General features: G+C 70.2%; 13 protein-coding genes. 5 read left to right on the top strand and 8 right to left on the bottom strand.

Going from position 1 to position 15,876, the window contains the following annotated elements; all coding sequences use genetic code 11:
- Positions 1 to 19: 19 nt before the first annotated feature.
- From ACI2L1_RS36300 to ACI2L1_RS36270, 7 genes are all read right to left on the bottom strand, one after another.
- On the bottom strand, positions 20 to 862 hold the full coding sequence (locus tag ACI2L1_RS36300) for a nitrilase-related carbon-nitrogen hydrolase (RefSeq protein WP_280861628.1): 843 nt from the start codon (positions 860 to 862) through the stop codon (positions 20 to 22).
- 155 nt (positions 863 to 1,017) lie between these two features.
- On the bottom strand, positions 1,018 to 2,607 hold the full coding sequence (locus ACI2L1_RS36295) for a PucR family transcriptional regulator (protein ID WP_404743687.1): 1,590 nt from the start codon (positions 2,605 to 2,607) through the stop codon (positions 1,018 to 1,020).
- Positions 2,608 to 2,630: 23 nt separating this feature from the next.
- Positions 2,631 to 3,920 (bottom strand): aspartate aminotransferase family protein, encoded by a 1,290-nt coding sequence (locus ACI2L1_RS36290; protein ID WP_404743686.1) that lies wholly within the window; start codon positions 3,918 to 3,920, stop codon positions 2,631 to 2,633.
- On the bottom strand, positions 3,917 to 4,759 hold the full coding sequence (locus ACI2L1_RS36285; protein WP_404743685.1) for a nitrilase-related carbon-nitrogen hydrolase: 843 nt from the start codon (positions 4,757 to 4,759) through the stop codon (positions 3,917 to 3,919). Before ACI2L1_RS36285 ends, ACI2L1_RS36290 begins: the two co-directional genes overlap by 4 nt.
- Positions 4,760 to 4,939: 180 nt before the next feature.
- Positions 4,940 to 5,887, bottom strand: a complete 948-nt coding sequence (locus tag ACI2L1_RS36280; protein ID WP_404743684.1) for a hypothetical protein — start codon at positions 5,885 to 5,887, stop codon at positions 4,940 to 4,942.
- Positions 5,888 to 6,101: 214 nt separating this feature from the next.
- Entirely contained in the window at positions 6,102 to 6,815 is a 714-nt protein-coding gene (locus tag ACI2L1_RS36275; protein WP_404743683.1) for a hypothetical protein, read from the bottom strand.
- 134 nt (positions 6,816 to 6,949) lie between these two features.
- On the bottom strand, positions 6,950 to 7,201 hold the full coding sequence (locus ACI2L1_RS36270; protein WP_404743682.1) for a helix-turn-helix domain-containing protein: 252 nt from the start codon (positions 7,199 to 7,201) through the stop codon (positions 6,950 to 6,952).
- Positions 7,202 to 7,233: 32 nt separating this feature from the next.
- Between ACI2L1_RS36270 and map the strand changes: the two genes are divergently transcribed.
- From map to ACI2L1_RS36255, 3 genes are all read left to right on the top strand, one after another.
- Positions 7,234 to 8,019, top strand: coding sequence for a type I methionyl aminopeptidase (map, locus tag ACI2L1_RS36265; protein WP_404743681.1), 786 nt, complete (start codon positions 7,234 to 7,236; stop codon positions 8,017 to 8,019).
- A complete protein-coding gene (locus ACI2L1_RS36260; RefSeq protein WP_404743724.1) occupies positions 7,905 to 8,825 on the top strand; it encodes a sporulation protein in 921 nt (306 codons plus the stop codon). Before map ends, ACI2L1_RS36260 begins: the two co-directional genes overlap by 115 nt.
- Positions 8,826 to 8,947: 122 nt before the next feature.
- Positions 8,948 to 11,455 carry an ATP-dependent Clp protease ATP-binding subunit gene (locus ACI2L1_RS36255; protein WP_404743680.1) on the top strand — a complete coding sequence of 836 codons (2,508 nt, stop codon included), beginning with the start codon at positions 8,948 to 8,950 and terminating at the stop codon, positions 11,453 to 11,455.
- A gap of 31 nt (positions 11,456 to 11,486) precedes the next feature.
- Here the strand turns inward: ACI2L1_RS36255 and ggt are convergent, their stop codons facing one another.
- Positions 11,487 to 13,283: a gamma-glutamyltransferase gene (ggt, locus tag ACI2L1_RS36250; RefSeq protein WP_404743679.1), complete on the bottom strand. Its 1,797-nt coding sequence runs from the start codon at positions 13,281 to 13,283 to the stop codon at positions 11,487 to 11,489.
- A gap of 144 nt (positions 13,284 to 13,427) precedes the next feature.
- On the opposite strand from ggt, the gene ACI2L1_RS36245 reads away from it, so the two are divergent.
- Positions 13,428 to 14,189: a hypothetical protein gene (locus ACI2L1_RS36245; protein WP_404743678.1), complete on the top strand. Its 762-nt coding sequence runs from the start codon at positions 13,428 to 13,430 to the stop codon at positions 14,187 to 14,189.
- Positions 14,190 to 14,305: 116 nt separating this feature from the next.
- Positions 14,306 to 15,871, top strand: coding sequence for a CocE/NonD family hydrolase (locus ACI2L1_RS36240; RefSeq protein WP_404743677.1), 1,566 nt, complete (start codon positions 14,306 to 14,308; stop codon positions 15,869 to 15,871).
- The last annotated feature ends 5 nt before the right edge of the window (positions 15,872 to 15,876 follow it).

Genomic DNA, 15,876 nt, shown 5'->3' with positions numbered 1-15,876 from the left:
GCCAGGGTGGTTGGTGCGGTCAGGGTGCGGTCAGCGGGGGGTAGGCGTCGGGACGGCGGTCGCGGTAGAACTGCCAGCGGTCGCGGACCTCCCGCAGCTTGGCCATGTCCAGGTCGCGCACGACGAGTTCGGTCTCCTTGTCGCTGGCCACCTCGCCGACGAACTGGGCCTCCGGGTCGACGAAGTACGTCGTCCCGTAGAAGTCGTTGTCGCCCAGCTCCTCGACACCCACCCGGTTGATCGCGCCGATGAAGTACTCGTTGGCGACGGCCGCGGCCGGCTGCTCCAGCTGCCACAGGTAGGCGGACAGACCGCGCGAGGTGGCCGACGGGTTGAAGACGATCTCGGCACCGGCCAGCCCCAAGGCCCGCCAGCCCTCCGGGAAGTGGCGGTCGTAGCAGATGTAGACACCGATCCTGCCGACCTTGGTGTCGAAGACCGGCCAGCCCAGGTTGCCGGGGCGGAAGTAGAACTTCTCCCAGAATCCAGGCACTTGGGGGATGTGGTGCTTGCGGTACTTGCCGAGGTACGAGCCGTCCGCGTCGATCACCGCGGCGGTGTTGTAGAGGACGCCCGGCTGCTCCTCCTCGTACATCGGGAGGATCAGGACGATGCCCAACTCCTTGGCCAGCGCCTGGAATCGCTTGACGATCGGCCCGTCGGGAATCTGCTCGGCGTACTCGTAGAACGCCTTGTCCTGCACTTGGCAGAAGTACGGCCCGTAGAACAGTTCCTGGAAGCACAGGACCTGAGCACCCTGGGCGGCCGCGTCCCGGGCCGCCTGCTCGTGTACCTGGATCATCGACTCCTTGTCGCCCGTCCACGCGGTCTGGAAGAGGGCGGCACGAATCACTCTGCTCATCGGGACCTCCGGTCGCTGGGTGTGCGAGAAGGCTAGGAAGTCCGAAAGCGGCCTTTGAGTTGCAGCGTGTCACGTCATCGGGGCCTGGGCGTGCCACGGTGTCACCCTGTCGTGAGCCCATGTTTCACCGCCGTTTTCCCAGGTCGTGGCATGTTTCAACCCTGTTGCGCGTCGTGTGCGAGGAGCGCGATGTGTACCGAGGCGGCCTGCTCGAAGTCGTCGAGGTCGACCCCGAGCCGGCCCTGTATCGCTTCGAGGCGCCGGTAGAGCGCGGGGCGGGAGACGTGGTGGAGCTGGGCGGTGCGGGACTTGTTGCGGCCGGTGGCGAGATACGTGCGCAGGACGGCCAGCAGGCCCTCCCCCGAGCCCGAGTCGCACAGCAGCCCGTCCAACTCGCGCTCCGCGAAGGACTGCACATGCGGGTCGTCCCGCAACAGCCGTACCAGGCCGCGCAGATGAACATCCCTGAGCCGTACGACGGCCGGGAGATCGAGCACCCCGGAGGCGACGGCGTCGGCGACATGCCGGGCCTCGCGCATAGCGGCGGGAACGTCGTCCCAGGCCGCACGAGGGTCGGCCGCCGCCACGATCGTCCCCGTCAGCCGCGCCGCGAAGTTCGCCGTGAGCACGGCAGCATCCTGATCCCGGGCCAGACTCAGGAGCACGGCGGTGGCCCCGTCGGCGAGCTCGGCGACGATCCCGGGCAGCCCCAACAGCCGTAGCACCCGGTCGAGTTCGACGGGATCGCCGTCCCGCACGACGAGCGGCACGAAGGTGCGCCGGTTCACGGGCAGTCCGGCGGCCCGCGCCCGGGGCAGCAACTGCCTCGCCGGTACGACTCCGCTCACCAGGTCGGTGAGCAGGCTCTGCGCGGACTGCTCCTCCCAGGTGTGGGCGGAGGTGCCGCCGAGCATGCGGTGCAGGACGAGGGCCTCGGCGGCGCGGTCGGCGAGCAGCCGCCCGGTGGCGGTGTCGCCGCGGTAGCCGCACAGCATGATCTGGCCCCAGCGCTCCCCGCGCCCGCCCAGTTCCGCGCGGACCCAGCCGTCGCCCTCGCTGCCTCCCCCAGTGCCTGAACGGCCTGGGCGGTGCCCCCATGCCTGGCGGGCGATGCGCTCCCAGTCGCGCAGCACGTCGTCCACCGCGGACCGCTCCCCCGAGGTGGCGAGGACCCGGTGGGCGAGGTTGGTGACGACGACGGGACAGCCGCTGTGGTGGGCGATCTCGTCCAGCAGCCGCTGGAGTGGGGCGCCCGCGGTGATGAGTCCGGTCAGCGCGGTGCGTACCGCCTCCGACATGCTGACGGCGGCGAACTTCCGCCGTACGAGCCGGGCTTGGACCTCCTCCGTCAACTCCGCGAAGGGGAAGGGCCGGTGGAGGACGACCATCGGCAGCCCGCAACGCTCGGCGGCCCGGCGCATCACGTCCGGCGGGGCCGGGAAGGCGCGGCCGAGTCCGAGGACGACGGCCGCGGCCTCCGCGCGGTGCAGGGACCGGATGTACTCGGCCTGCTTGTCCTCGTCGCCCGCGAGCAACACCCCCGTGGTGAGGACCATTTCACCGCCGCTGAGCATCACACCGACGTCCGCGGCCTCGGCCACATGAACCCAGCGCACGGCCCGGTCGAGTTGACCGGCACCGGCCACCACCTCGGGCTCCCCGGCCAGGACCCGTTCCAGCATGAGGACCTGACGGACCGACAGGGCCGGCTCCAGGGACTCCCAGGGCTCCAAGGTGGTGCTCATGACGGTGTTCCCTTGCTGTGAAACTACTGGATGGTGCTCCTCAGAGCGTGTTCGAGGATCGCGGCGCCCTCTTCGGCCTCCGCGACGGTCAGGGACAGGGGCGGTGCGATCCGCAGGGCGCTGGTGTTGTGGCCACCGCCCTTGCCCAGGAGCAGCCCCTCGGCGCGGGCCGCCTCAAGCACGGCGGACGCGGCCTGCGGGTCCGCCTCGTCGGTGCCGGGCTTCACCAACTCGACGCCGAGCATCAGCCCACGCCCGCGCACCTCCCGTACGCCGGGAATCTGCGCGGCGACGGCCCGCAGCCGCTCGATCAGCAGGCCGCCGACGCGCCGGGCGTTGCCCTGGAGATCGTGTTCCAGGAGATACGACAGGTTCGCGAGGCCGGCCGCCATGGTGATCTGCGTGCCGCCGAACGTCGAAATGCTGTTGGAGTCCAGGCAGTTCATGATCTCGGCGCGGGCGACGACCCCGCCGATGGACATGCCGTTGCCGATGCCCTTGGCGAAGGTGAGGATGTCCGGCGGACCGGACTGGTCGTGCGCCTGCCAGCCCCAGAAGTGGTCGCCGGTGCGGCCCCAGCCGGTCTGCACCTCGTCGGCGATCCACAGGATGCCGCGCTCGGCGAGCACCTCGCGGAAGGCGGCGTAGAGGCCGTCGGGCGGGGAGGTGAAGCCGCCGACACCCTGGATCGGCTCGGCGATCAGGGCGGCGGGCGGACGGGTGTGGCCGAGGAGGTCCTTCAGGTCGTCGACGCAGGCCGCGATGAAGTCGTCGTCGCTCAACGAGGCGTACGGGCCGCGGGTCCGGACGCCTCCGTGGACGTACAGCGTCTGCAGCGGGGACAGCGAGGTGGGCGACCAGCCACGGTTGCCGGTGATGCCGACCGCGCTGAAGGAGCGGCCGTGGTAGCTGTTGCGCATCGCCAGGATGGTGTTGCTGCGGCGGTAGGTCGTGGCGAGCAGCAGGGCGGTGTCGTTGGCCTCGGTGCCGGAGGTGGTGAAGAAGACCCGCGCGTCCGGGATACCGGACAACTGGCTGATCCTCTCGGCCATTTCGACCATCGGCCGGTTGAGGTACAAGGTGGACGAGTGGATGATCCTCCCGGCCTGTTCGCTCACCGCCTTGGTGACCTCGGGCAGCGCGTGCGCGGTCATCGTCGTCAGGATGCCGCCGAAGAAGTCGAGGTACTTGTTGCCCTCGGAGTCCCACACATGCCGGCCCTCGCCGTGTGTGATCTCCAGCGGGTCCTCGTAGTAGAGGGCGAGCCAGTCGGGCAGGACGGCCCGGTGACGGCCCAGCAGATCCTTGGTCACGGCTGCACCAGCCCTTCGTAGGCGTCGGGACGGCGGTCGCGGTAGAACGCCCACTGCTGCCGTACCTCTTCGATCAGGTCCAAGTCCAGGTCCCGGACGACCAGTTCCTCCTCCTTGTCGCTCGCCGTCTCCCCCACGAACTGACCGCGCGGGTCGACGAAGTACGAGGTCCCGTAGAAGTCGTTGTCGCCGTACTCCTCGACACCGACCCGGTTGATGGCGGCGACGAAGTACTCGTTGGCGACGGCCGCCGCGGGCTGCTCCAGTCGCCACAGGTGGGAGGAGAGTCCCCGGTGCGTGGCGGACGGGTTGTAGACGAGCTGGGCGCCGTTGAGCCCGAGCTGCCGCCAGCCCTCCGGGAAGTGGCGGTCGTAGCAGATGTAGACGCCGACCTTGCCGACCGCGGTCTCGAAGACCGGCCAGCCGAGGTTGCCGGGCTTGAAGTAGTACTTCTCCCAGAAGCCCTTGACCTGCGGGATGTGGTGCTTGCGGTACTTGCCGAGGACGCTGCCGTCGGCGTCGATGACGACCGCGGTGTTGTAGTAGAAGCCGGACTGCTCGACCTCGAACACCGGCACGACGATCACCATGCCGGTCTCGCGGGCGAGGTCCCGCATACGACTCGTGGTGGGGCCGTCCGGCACCGGCTCGGCCCAGCGGTAGTGCTCGGGTTCCTGGACCTGACAGAAGTAGGGGGCGTTGAACACTTCCTGGAACCCGATGATCTTCGCGCCCTGTCGGGCCGCCTCGCGGGCGTGCTCCTCGTGTTTCGCCACCATGGAATCGGTGTCGCCGGTCCAGGTGGCCTGGACCAGAGCGGCACGTACGACGTTGGCCATGAGCTGCTCCTTCGGCGGGGACGTCAGAGCCTCTACGCCCGTAGACACAGCCGTAGAGGCACGAACGTAAGCCTCCTGGAGAGGCTTGCCAAGACCATCGTCGTTAACCCGCGAAGTCGATCACGTTTCACACTCCAGTGGACGAGTGACATGGCCGTCAGCCGGGTTGCGGCGGACCTGTCAGGCGGAGAATCCGGCGACCCGCAGGGCGTGCACCAGGTCCCAGTGCCGCTCCTCCGAGACCCCGCGCGCGGCCGTCAGCAGGAGCGGTACGAGGGTCCCCGGGCCGGGCTCGGCGCTGCGGGCGGCCTCCTCGGGGGTGCGGACCCGGACGTAGGCGTCCAGTAGCGCGGAGACCTCACGGCGGCGGCCGTCGGCGACGAGTGCGAGCACCGCCGCGCCGATCTCGGCGGCCGGCCGTGCGACGCCCTGCCGGAGGACCTGCTCCCCGTCCGAGCCCCGCCCGGCCGCGACCAGCGCGTCCGCGGCGGCCACCAGCCGGTCGGCGGGCAGCGAGGCCGCCTCCCACAGCAGGCTCGCCCAGTCGGCGCCCAGCCCGGCCTGCTGGAGCTCAGCGGCGAGCAGCGGGAAACGGGCGGCGGGCCAGTGGGCGACCTCTACGAGCAGGGCGTGCGCTTCGCCGGTACGGCCCTCGGAGCGCAGCCGCACGAGCGTCGCGACGGTGTCAGCGGTCTCCCGCGCACCCGTCGCGTCCGCGAGGTCCACCGCCTCACCCGGCGTCGGCGGTCGTACGTCACCCGCATCCGCGGCCCCGGCGAAACGTGCCCCGCGCGGGGTACGGCCCCGTTTGTCGGGCGCCGCGGGCAGATACGGTACGGCGGTCGGCGGTACGACGACGGGGGCGGCCTCCGCCTCGGCCATCCCGGCGAACCGCGCACTGCCGCGACGGCGCTTGCGCTGCTTGGACGTGGGGGTCGGCTGGTGCGGGGCGTCGGTGTCGGTTCGGAGTGTGTGATCCGGGCCGGGGCCCGCCGCTTCGGCTGGAGCGGCCAGGTGCGGGGCGCGTTCCGGGTGGCCCGCCGCACCGGTGTCCTGCCACTGCGGGGCGTGCGCGCCGTAGGTCGATTCGGCAGCGGCGGCCGCCGGCATGTCCCGCTGCTGGGGCATGTCCGGGAACTCGCCGGCTCGGACCCCGTCGGCTCCAGGGCGTCCGGGCTCGCGATGGCCGTCCCGGTGCCCGGCGGCCTCGTAGCCGCCCGCCCCCAGCTCAGCGCCTCCGTAACCGTGGCTCCCAGCACTCTCGTCCCGGTAACCACCGGCCGCACGCCCGGCGCCCCCGGTGCCATCGCCCCGGAAGCCAGCGGGGCCCCGCCCGGTGTCATCACTCCCGTAGCCGTCGCCCCAAGCGCTGTGCCCCCCCCCCCCCGCCCCCGGCGCCCCCCCGCCCCCCCCGCCCGGCCCCCACCCCCCCCCCCCGGGCGCCCGGCCCCGCCCCCCCCCCCGGCCCCCCGTCCCCGTACGCCCCCCGGAACACCCTGCCGTCCGCCATCCGCCCCCGCCGGATCGCCTGCACCTGCCCCTCGCCCGGCCGACGGTCCAACTCGGCCATGCGGGACTGGAGTTCGGCGCAACGTCGTACCGCGCGTTCGTGGTCGTCGCGGGCCCAGGCGAGGTCCAGGCGGATGGCGTCGGCGTCGGCCTGAGTGGCGGCGGTGGCGAGCCGGCGGCCCAGTTCGGCCTGCCGTTCGGCGGCGTAGCGCTGTTCGCGGAGCATGACGTCGAAGCGGTCACTCAGGGCGTCCCGTCCCCCGGGGCGCGAGTCGTGGGCGGCCTGGGCGCCGGCGTGCAGGGTCCGGGCCCGCTCCGCCTCCGCGCGAGCGGCCTCGGGACCGTACCGGGTGGCGAGGTCCTGCAGGAGCGACTCCACCACGTCCCACGGCGGCACTTCGAGGCCGTCGAGGCAGGCTTGCATACCGTCCGGGTCGCGCTGCCAGAACACCGCGCACCAGCCGCCGCCCTGATCGAGGCGCGCCAGTACGCCGTCCAGGTAGGTCGTGAACTCCCGTATTCGGCCCGGGAGTTGATCCACTGCCATCGCTCAACTCCCGTTAGACCGGAACACTCCAGTCCGTAAGGCAACACCAGCAGTGTTACGAACGCGCTACAGCAAGTTTTCAATGGAGCAGCAGGAGCCTCTTGGCGCACCCCTGACCACTGAGCGAACTCCCGTCACACGACGGCGGGCTCGCACAGCCCGGCCAGCTCGTCCATGGAGAGGTCGAGGGCTCGGGCGAGCGCGGCCACCGTGAAGAACGCCGGGGTCGGCGCCCGCCCGGTCTCGATCTTCCGGAGGGTCTCCGCGGAGATTCCGGCGCTCGCCGCGACCTCGGCCATGCTGCGGCCACCGCGGGCCTCGCGCAACAGCCGGCCGAGCCGCTCGCCGCGTTCGCGTTCTTCTGGAGTGAGAGGGGTGCGCACCATGCCCCCATTCTAATACCGGTATAGTAATTGGCATGGTGGAGTTGAAGACGGACACATCGATCGATGCCATGTACGAGGCGGGACAGGTGGTCGGGCGCGCCCTGACCGCCGTACAGAAAGCCGCTGACGTGGGCGTTTCCCTGCTGGAGCTGGACGAGGTGGCGCGGGAGGTGCTGTGGGAGGCCGGGGCGACCTCGCCCTTCCTCGGATACCGACCGCCCTTCGCCTCCAGCCCCTTCCCCGCCGTCATCTGCGCCTCGGTCAACGACGCGATCGTGCACGGCATCCCGACCGCGTACCGGCTCCGCGACGGCGACCTCGTCTCGATCGACTGCGGTGCCGAACTGGGCGGCTGGGCGGGCGACTCGGCGATCAGCTTCACGGTGGGCAGGCCGCGCGCCGCCGACGTACGGCTGGTCGAAACCGCCGAGCGGGCCCTCGCGGCCGGGATCGGGGCGGCGGTCGTCGGCAACCGCATCGGGGACATCGCGCACGCCATCGGCACCGTGTGCCGGGACGGCGGTTACGGCATCATGGACGACTTCGGCGGACACGGCATCGGCCGCCGCATGCACGAGGACCCACCGGTGCCGAACGAGGGGCGCCCAGGGCGGGGCCTCCCGCTGCGGCACGGCATGGTGCTCGCGATCGAGCCGATGCTCATCGCAGGCGGCACGGACGAGTACCACGCGGCGCCGGACGGCTGGACGCTGAAGACGAACGACGGCTCACGGGCGGCGCACACCGAGCACACCGTGGCGATCACCGACGCGGGGCCACGGGTCCTGACCGCGCGCCGAGTTACCCTGCGGGCCTGATCGTCGCGGGCCCGGGGAGGGGCGCACATGGGTTCAAGCGGCTGTTCGGGATCGGGGAGCCGGACGAGGCGATCGAGGTGGACACACGGATCCTCGGTCCGGCGCTGCCCGGCGGGGAGTTGAGGGGCGAGGTCCTCCTCAGGGGCGGGCGGCGCGAGACGTGCATCGACTACGTCGACCTGCATGTGCACGTCCGGTGCACCGACCCCGACGGCCGGGAGAGCGCGTACGAGGTCGATGCGCACTCGGCGGAGCCCGGCCAGGTCACCCTGCGCCCGGGCGCAGGAGCGGCGGCTCACCTTCTCGCAGCGGCTGCCGTGGGAGGCACCGCCGAGCGAACTCGACGGAGCGCGCTGGGTGTCGCCCTGTCCGTGAAGAGCCGGATCACGCGCGCAGACGGCGATGACGGCATCGACGTCGACGACGACCTGCTGCATGTCCTGGCGCTGCCTCTGCACGAGGCGATCCTCGACCTGTTCGCGGAGGAGGGCTGCCTCTGCGACTCGGCGGACGTGGTCGAGGGCGACGCGCCGGGTACGGAACAGCGGCTCGGCATCATCCAGACCTTCCGGCTCACCGGCCACGCTCCCGGTCCGGACCGGCCGGACGCACTGGAGGTCACCTTCCAGACGAACGCCGTCGGCGCCATGGTCCATGTCCGGCGCGCCGCCCCAGACGAGCGCTACTGGGAGGACAAACCCTCCGCCCGCCGTTTCCCCGCCGCCCACCACGAGGCCGGCATTGTCGACTGGCTGCCGCAGGTCCGCAAGGTCCTCAGCGAACTGCCGTTCCCGTACGACCGCTGAAAGTGCCCCGCTCCCCCATCCGTGCGAAGGTGTAACCGGCTTCCGCCCTGGTTACCCGACCCCGGCACATCGATCAGCGAGGGGCGTCCCCGGCCCGCGCGGGGATGCCGGATGGGAACGCCATGACCAGCGGATTCAGCGGACCGGAAGGCTACGACGCCTTCGGAGAGTTTCTCGCCCGTTTCTTCGGCGGACCGCGTCCCGGCCCCCGGCAGATCAACATCGGCCAGCTGCTGAGCCAGCCGGCCCGGGAGCTGGTGCAGGGCGCCGCGCAGTACGCCGCCGAGCACGGCAGCCGGGACCTGGACACCCAGCATCTGTTGCGGGCCGCGCTCTCCGCCGAGCCGACCCGGACGCTGCTGAGCCGGGCCGGTGCCGATCCGGACTCCCTCGCCTCGGAGATCGACGAGCGCTCCGGGCCCGTCCAGCACCAGCCGGAAGAGGCACCGCCACCGACCTCGCTGTCCCTGACCCCGGCCGCCAAGCGTGCCCTGCTCGACGCCCATGAGCTGGCCCGGGCCCGGGGCGCCGGTCACATCGGCCCTGAGCATGTGCTGAGCGCCCTGGCCGCCAACCCCGACTCGGCGGCCGGGCACATCCTCAACTCGGCCAGGTTCGCCCCCACCGGCCTGCCTCCCGAGGCGGCCTCGGACACCCCACGCACCGAAGGACCCCGCAGCACCGGCACGCCCACCCTGGACAAGTACGGCCGCGACCTGACCGACCTGGCCCGTCAGGGCCGTATCGACCCGGTGATCGGCCGGGACGAGGAGATCGAGCAGACCATCGAGGTGCTGTCCCGGCGCGGCAAGAACAACCCGGTGCTGATCGGTGACGCGGGCGTCGGCAAGACCGCCATCGTGGAGGGGCTCGCCCAGCGGATCGTCGACGGTGACGTGCCCGACGTGCTGACCGGGCGGCGGGTCTTCGCCCTCGATCTGACCGGAGTGGTCGCGGGCACCCGCTACCGGGGCGACTTCGAGGAGCGCCTGACGAACATCGTGGGCGAGATTCGCGACAACTCCGACCGGCTGATCGTCTTCATCGACGAACTGCACACGGTCGTCGGCGCGGGCGGAGGCGGCGAGGGCGGCTCGATGGACGCCGGTAACATCCTCAAGCCCGCCCTCGCCCGCGGCGAGTTGCACATCGTGGGCGCGACCACGCTGGAGGAGTTCCGCCGGATCGAGAAGGACGCGGCCCTGGCCCGCCGGTTCCAGCCGATCCTGGTCCCGGAGCCCACCCCCACGGACGCGATCGAGATCCTGCGCGGGCTGCGCGACCGCTACGAGGCCCACCACCAGGTCCGCTACACCGACGCGGCCCTGGTGGCCGCCGTGGAGCTGTCCGACCGCTACCTCTCCGACCGCCGTCTGCCGGACAAGGCGATCGACCTCATCGACCAGGCGGGCGCGCGCGTACGACTCCGCGCCCGCACGAAGGGCACAGATGTACGGGCCCTGGAGCGCGAGGTCGAGCAGCTGACCCGTGACAAGGACCAGGCGGTCGCCGACGAGCAGTACGAGCAGGCCACACAACTGCGCGACCGTATCGCCGAGTTGAAGCAGCGGATCGGCGAGGCCATCGACGGCGAGGCCGACGAGGGCCAGCATCTGGAGGTGACGGCCGAGGCGGTCGCCGAGGTGGTGTCCCGGCTCACCGGCATCCCGGTCAGCAGCCTCACCGAGGAGGAGAAGGACCGCCTGCTCGGCCTGGAGAACCACCTGCACGAGCGGGTCATCGGCCAGGACGAGGCCGTACGGGTCGTCTCGGACGCCGTACTGCGCTCCCGTGCGGGCCTCGCGAGCCCGGACCGGCCGATCGGCAGCTTCCTCTTCCTCGGCCCGACCGGCGTCGGCAAGACCGAACTGGCCCGCGCCCTCGCGGAGTCCCTGTTCGGCAGCGAGGAGCGCATGGTCCGCCTGGACATGAGCGAGTACCAGGAACGGCACACCGTCAGCCGCCTGGTGGGCGCCCCGCCCGGATACGTCGGCCACGAGGAGGCCGGCCAGCTCACCGAGGTGGTTCGCAGGCACCCGTACTCGCTGCTCCTGCTCGACGAGGTGGAGAAGGCCCACCCGGACGTCTTCAACATCCTCCTCCAGGTCCTCGACGACGGCCGGCTGACCGACTCCCAGGGCCGCACGGTCGACTTCACCAACACGGTGATCGTGATGACGAGCAACCTGGGTTCGGAGGCGATCACTCGGAAGGGCGCGGGCATCGGCTTCGGGTCAGGCGACACGGACGAGGAGGCCCGCCGAGAACAGATCCTGCGCCCCCTGCGCGAACACTTCCGCCCGGAGTTCCTGAACCGCATAGACGAGGTGGTCGTCTTCCGCCAGCTCACAGGAGAGCAACTACGGGAGATCACAAAGCTGTTGCTGGAGAGCACTCGCCGCCTGCTCCAGGCCCAGGGCGTCACCGTCACCTTCACGGACAGCGCAGTGGACTGGCTCGCGGAACGGGGCTACCAACCGGAGTACGGCGCCCGCCCGTTGCGCCGCACGATCCAGAGGGAGGTCGACAACCAACTCTCCCGCCTGCTCCTGAACGGCACGATCAAGGACGGCGGCCGGGTGACGGTAGACGCGGCAGCAGGGAGTCTGGCGTTCACGGAGACTCCCTAGTCGCGACCAGCCCCCACGCACCCCCAGACGACTACGAAGCGGGATAGACCACCTGCGCAGACCCTCCACCCCGCCGAACAGTCTCAGCAGCCGCAAGCCACTTCCCACCCGGCAACCGCTGAACACCAGTAGCGGCACCGATCTCGGGATTGAGCTTGAACGAGTGCCCAATAGCCTCCAACTGAGACCGCACCCCACTGCTGTACAACTCCGGCTCCAGCTCGGTCTGCGCAGCGTTTCGCTGACTCGCCCGAGGCGCGGCAATCGCATCCACCAACGGCAACCCACGATCCACGAACTCTGTCAACACCTGAAGCACGGTGGTGATGATGGTCGCCCCACCGGGCGAACCCAGAGCCACCACAGGCTTGTTCTGCCGGTCGAGCACGATCGTCGGCGAGATCGAGGACCGCGGCCGCTTGCCAGGACCAGGCAGGTTCGGGTCGTGGACGGCGGGGTTCGCAGGCACGAAGGAGAAGTCCGTCAGCTCGTTGTTGAGGATGAACCCACGCCCCGGAACGGTGATCGCGCTGCCCCCGGTCTGCTCGATGGTCAGCGTGTAGGAGACGACGTTCCCCCACTTGTCGGCCACCGTCAGATGCGTGGTGTTCTCACCCTCGTACGTCGTCGGAGCCGCCGTCCCCCGGCCCGAACAGGCCCCGGGATCACGCGGATCCCCCGGCGGCACCGGACTGGTGAGCACCGCGTCGTCCCTGATCAGACATGCCCGCGAGTCGGCGAACTTCTGCGACAGCAGTCCCTTCGTCGGTACGTCCTCGAAGGCGGGGTCGCCGACCCAGCGCCCGCGGTCCGCGAACGCGATCCGACTGGCCTCGATGTAGTGGTGCAGGTACTGGACCTCACTGGCCTGCGAAAGGTCCGTGTGCTCAAGGATGTTGAGGGCTTCGCCGACGGTCGTGCCACCGGAGGAGGAGGGCGCGATGGAGTAGACGCCGAGCCCCCGGTACGAGGTCTTGGTCGGCTTCTGGAGTTTGGCCCGGTAGGCGGCGAGGTCCTTCTCGGACAGCTGACCCGGTCGTGCGTTCCAGCCCGAACTCGGGTCCACCGGCGGATTGTTCACGGTGTCGACGATGTCGTCGCCGAGGTCGCCGCGATAGATCGCCCCGACGCCCTTACGGCCCAGCTCCGCGTACGTGCGGGCGAGATCGGGGTTCTTGAAGGTGGACCCGACGACCGGCAGCTGCCCGCCCGGCAGGAACAGCTTCGCGGTGTCCGGGAAGTACCGGAACCGGGTCTCGTTCGACGCGGTCTGCGAGCGGAAGGTGTCGTCCACGACGAAACCCTCTCGGGCGATCCGCTCGGCCGGCTTCAGGACGCTGCCGAGCGATCTGCTGCCCCACTCACCGAGCGCCTCGGCCCATGTGGCCGGTGTGCCCGGGGTGCCGACGCTCAGCCCGCTGCTGACGGCGTCGGCGAAGGCGAGCGGCCGGCCGTTCTCCACGAACAGGTTCGAGTCGGCGGTCAGCGGTGCCGTCTCACGGCCGTCGATCGTGTGCACCGTACGGGACTTGGCGTCGTAGTAGACGAAGTAGCCGCCCCCGCCGATGCCGGAGGAGTACGGCTCGGTGACACCGAGAGCGGCGGCGGTGGCGACAGCCGCGTCGACCGCGTTGCCGCCCTTCCTCAGGACTTCGATACCGGCGGCGGAGGCGTCCGCGTCGACACTGGAGACGGCACCGCCGTAGCCGACGGCGACGGGTACTTTCTGGGGTGTCGAGGTGGCCTGCGGCGGTGCCGCCGCCCCCACCGACACCACGGCGGCCGAGACCGCCAGGACCGACAGTTTCCGCGCGACAGGACGACGCATCCGTACCTCCAGTCCAGGACCGTCCGCGCAGCGTAACCACATCACAGGGGGCCCGACACCCCTCTTCGGGACAGGTGTCATGCGAATGCCATACTTCGAACACCGGTACGTACCAGTCGTGTCGGGCCGCTAGCATGCGCGCACATGACTGACGACGTGCGCAACATCGTCCTCGGCGTGGTCGCCGCCGGCATCAGCGCCGCGCTCGGCTGGCTCGCCCGGACATACCTGTGGAAGCGGAAACTCCGCCGCAAGCAGGCGTTCTTCGGGCTGCCGGACAACTCCGAGTCACTGCTGGTCGTCAACCGGGACGCCGGCGGCACCGAGCTCGCGGTGCACCGCTACGACGTGTTCGCCCTGCTCGAACTCTCCGCCCTCATCAAGGACTGCGGCGCGCACGCCGATGTGGTCGCCCAGGACGTGGCCCGGCAGGGCTTCGGGGAGCGCACGGAGTTCTGCGTCGGCGGCCCGTCGTCGAACCGCCGCATGATGGCGCACATGACCGCCATGCTGCCCGGGGTGCACGTGAACATCGACCCGTCGGAACCGGGCCCGATCCGGATGACGTTCCAGATCGGCAGCGAGCGCTACCTCCTGGAGAAGGGGCTGTCCGAATACGTCCTGCTGGCCCGACTCACCGCAGGACAGCCCGGACTGAGCCGTCCCGTCTTCCTGTTCTGCGGCCAGACCGCGATAACCAACCAGGCCGCCACCCGCTACCTGGCCCGCAACCACGAGCGGCTGGCCCGCAAGTACGGCAACAGTTCCTTCGTTCTCCTGCTGAAGGTGGTCAACTCGCACGCGTACGGCCCCGATGTCGCCGAACTGGTCGCGGACGTGACCCGCGCGGCCCAGGCCCCGCTGCCGACGACCGCGGCCGCACGGAACTCACACCGCGCCTCCTGAATTGATTCACACCACAACAATCGTTACTCGCACGTAACTTACCGACGGGTTACCCCTGGTAAAGGCACGAGGTTACCGTCTGGTCACTTTCCATTGACACGAGTAGGGAGTGACCCGTGGGACACCCTCGCAAGGCCCTGCGTACGACCACCGTGGGCGCCGTCTCCGCGACTTTGATCGCCGGTGGTGCCCTCGGGCTCGCCCCCACCGCCCAGGCGGCCGACGCCATTCGCTTCGTCGACATCACCGGCGACGGCGGCACGGTCCTCAAGGCGAACGTCATCACGCCCGCAGGAGCCGAGAGCACACAGCGCTACCCGCTGATCGTCCTGCCGACGAGTTGGGGTCTGCCCCAGGTCGAGTACCTCGCCCAGGCCCAGAGGCTCGCGAACTCCGGTTACATCGTGGTCAGTTACAACGTGCGTGGGTTCTGGGAGTCGGGCGGCGAGATAGAAGTGGCCGGGCCCCCCGACATAGCCGACGCGTCCAAGGTCATCGACTGGGCACTCGCCAACACCCCCGCGGACGCCCAGCACATCGGCATGGGAGGCGTCTCGTACGGCGCCGGCATCAGCCTCCTCGCCGCCGCGCACGACAAGCGCATCAAGGCGGTCGCGGCCCTCAGCGGCTGGGCCGACCTGATCGACTCGATCTACTCCGGCCGCACCCAGCACGTCCAGGCCTCCGCGCTCCTCGACGGCGCGAGCCTGGTCACCGGCCGCCAGAGCGCCGAACTCCGGCAGATCTTCGACAACTTCTACGCGTCGAACCTGTCGAAGGAACAGGACATGATCGATTGGGGGAAGAAACGTTCGGCCGCCACATACGTGGACCAGCTGAACCAGAACGGCGCGGCGGTCATGATGGCCAACGCCTGGGGCGACACAATCTTCCCGGCCAACCAGTACGCGGACTTCTACGAGAAGCTGACCGGCCCGAAGAGACTGGAGTTCCGCCCCGGCGACCACGCCACGGCCGAGCTGACAGGTCTGTTCGGCCTGCCCAACGACGTGTGGACCGACACCGAGCGCTGGTTCGACCACTACCTCAAGGGCGTGGACAACGGGATCAACCGCGAGGAGCCGGTCCAGCTCAAGTCCCGTTCCACGGGCGGCTACGAGGGCTACCCCGACTGGAAGTCCGTCGGTGCCACCCAGAAGAAGATCGCCCTCTCGGGCACGACCACGATCCACACCAACGTCGACTCGGGCGCGGACGGCGGAATCGTCTTCCTGTCCAGCATCCTCGACCAGATCGCCCAGGCTCCCCCGGTCGCCTCGATCCCCCTGCTCCCCCGCCGCTGGGCCGCCGTATGGCAGTCGGAGAAGTACACGACCGCCCAACAGGTGCGCGGCACCGCGAAGTTGCACACCACTGTCACCCCTACCAAGGAGAGCGGCACCCTCGTCGCCTACCTCTACGACGTGGGGCCGCTCGGCCTTGGCAAGCTGGTCTCCAACGCGCCGTACACCTTCCACGGGCAGACGCCCGGGAAGCCGTTCGACGTCGACCTGGAGCTGTTCTCCACGGCCTACGACGTCCCGGCAGGGCACCGTCTGGCCCTGGTGGTCGACACGGTCGACCCGCTCTACATCGAGCACAACCCGTCCGGCGCTCAGCTGACCTTCTCCTCGCCGGCGAACGACCCGTCATACGTGTCGATTCCGCTGCGCGAGCAGTGATCTCC

The sequence above is a fragment of the Streptomyces sp. NPDC019531 genome, from assembly GCF_044903305.1.
GTDB lineage: Bacteria > Actinomycetota > Actinomycetes > Streptomycetales > Streptomycetaceae > Streptomyces.
This window is presented reverse-complemented; position numbering and strand designations above follow the sequence as displayed.

Excerpts from the sequence above, each read along its gene's own strand:
- ACI2L1_RS36280 (WP_404743684.1), bottom strand. The coding sequence starts at position 5,887 with ATGCCCCAGCAGCGGGACATGCCGGCGGCCGCCGCTGCCGAATCGACC.
- ggt (WP_404743679.1), bottom strand. The coding sequence starts at position 13,283 with ATGCGTCGTCCTGTCGCGCGGAAACTGTCGGTCCTGGCGGTCTCGGCC.
- ACI2L1_RS36285 (WP_404743685.1), bottom strand. The coding sequence starts at position 4,759 with ATGGCCAACGTCGTACGTGCCGCTCTGGTCCAGGCCACCTGGACCGGC.
- ACI2L1_RS36270 (WP_404743682.1), bottom strand. The coding sequence starts at position 7,201 with ATGGTGCGCACCCCTCTCACTCCAGAAGAACGCGAACGCGGCGAGCGG.
- ACI2L1_RS36300 (WP_280861628.1), bottom strand. The coding sequence starts at position 862 with ATGAGCAGAGTGATTCGTGCCGCCCTCTTCCAGACCGCGTGGACGGGC.
- ACI2L1_RS36245 (WP_404743678.1), top strand. The coding sequence starts at position 13,428 with ATGACTGACGACGTGCGCAACATCGTCCTCGGCGTGGTCGCCGCCGGC.
- ACI2L1_RS36275 (WP_404743683.1), bottom strand. The coding sequence starts at position 6,815 with ATGGCAGTGGATCAACTCCCGGGCCGAATACGGGAGTTCACGACCTAC.
- map (WP_404743681.1), top strand. The coding sequence starts at position 7,234 with ATGGTGGAGTTGAAGACGGACACATCGATCGATGCCATGTACGAGGCG.
- ACI2L1_RS36295 (WP_404743687.1), bottom strand. The coding sequence starts at position 2,607 with ATGAGCACCACCTTGGAGCCCTGGGAGTCCCTGGAGCCGGCCCTGTCG.
- ACI2L1_RS36255 (WP_404743680.1), top strand. The coding sequence starts at position 8,948 with ATGACCAGCGGATTCAGCGGACCGGAAGGCTACGACGCCTTCGGAGAG.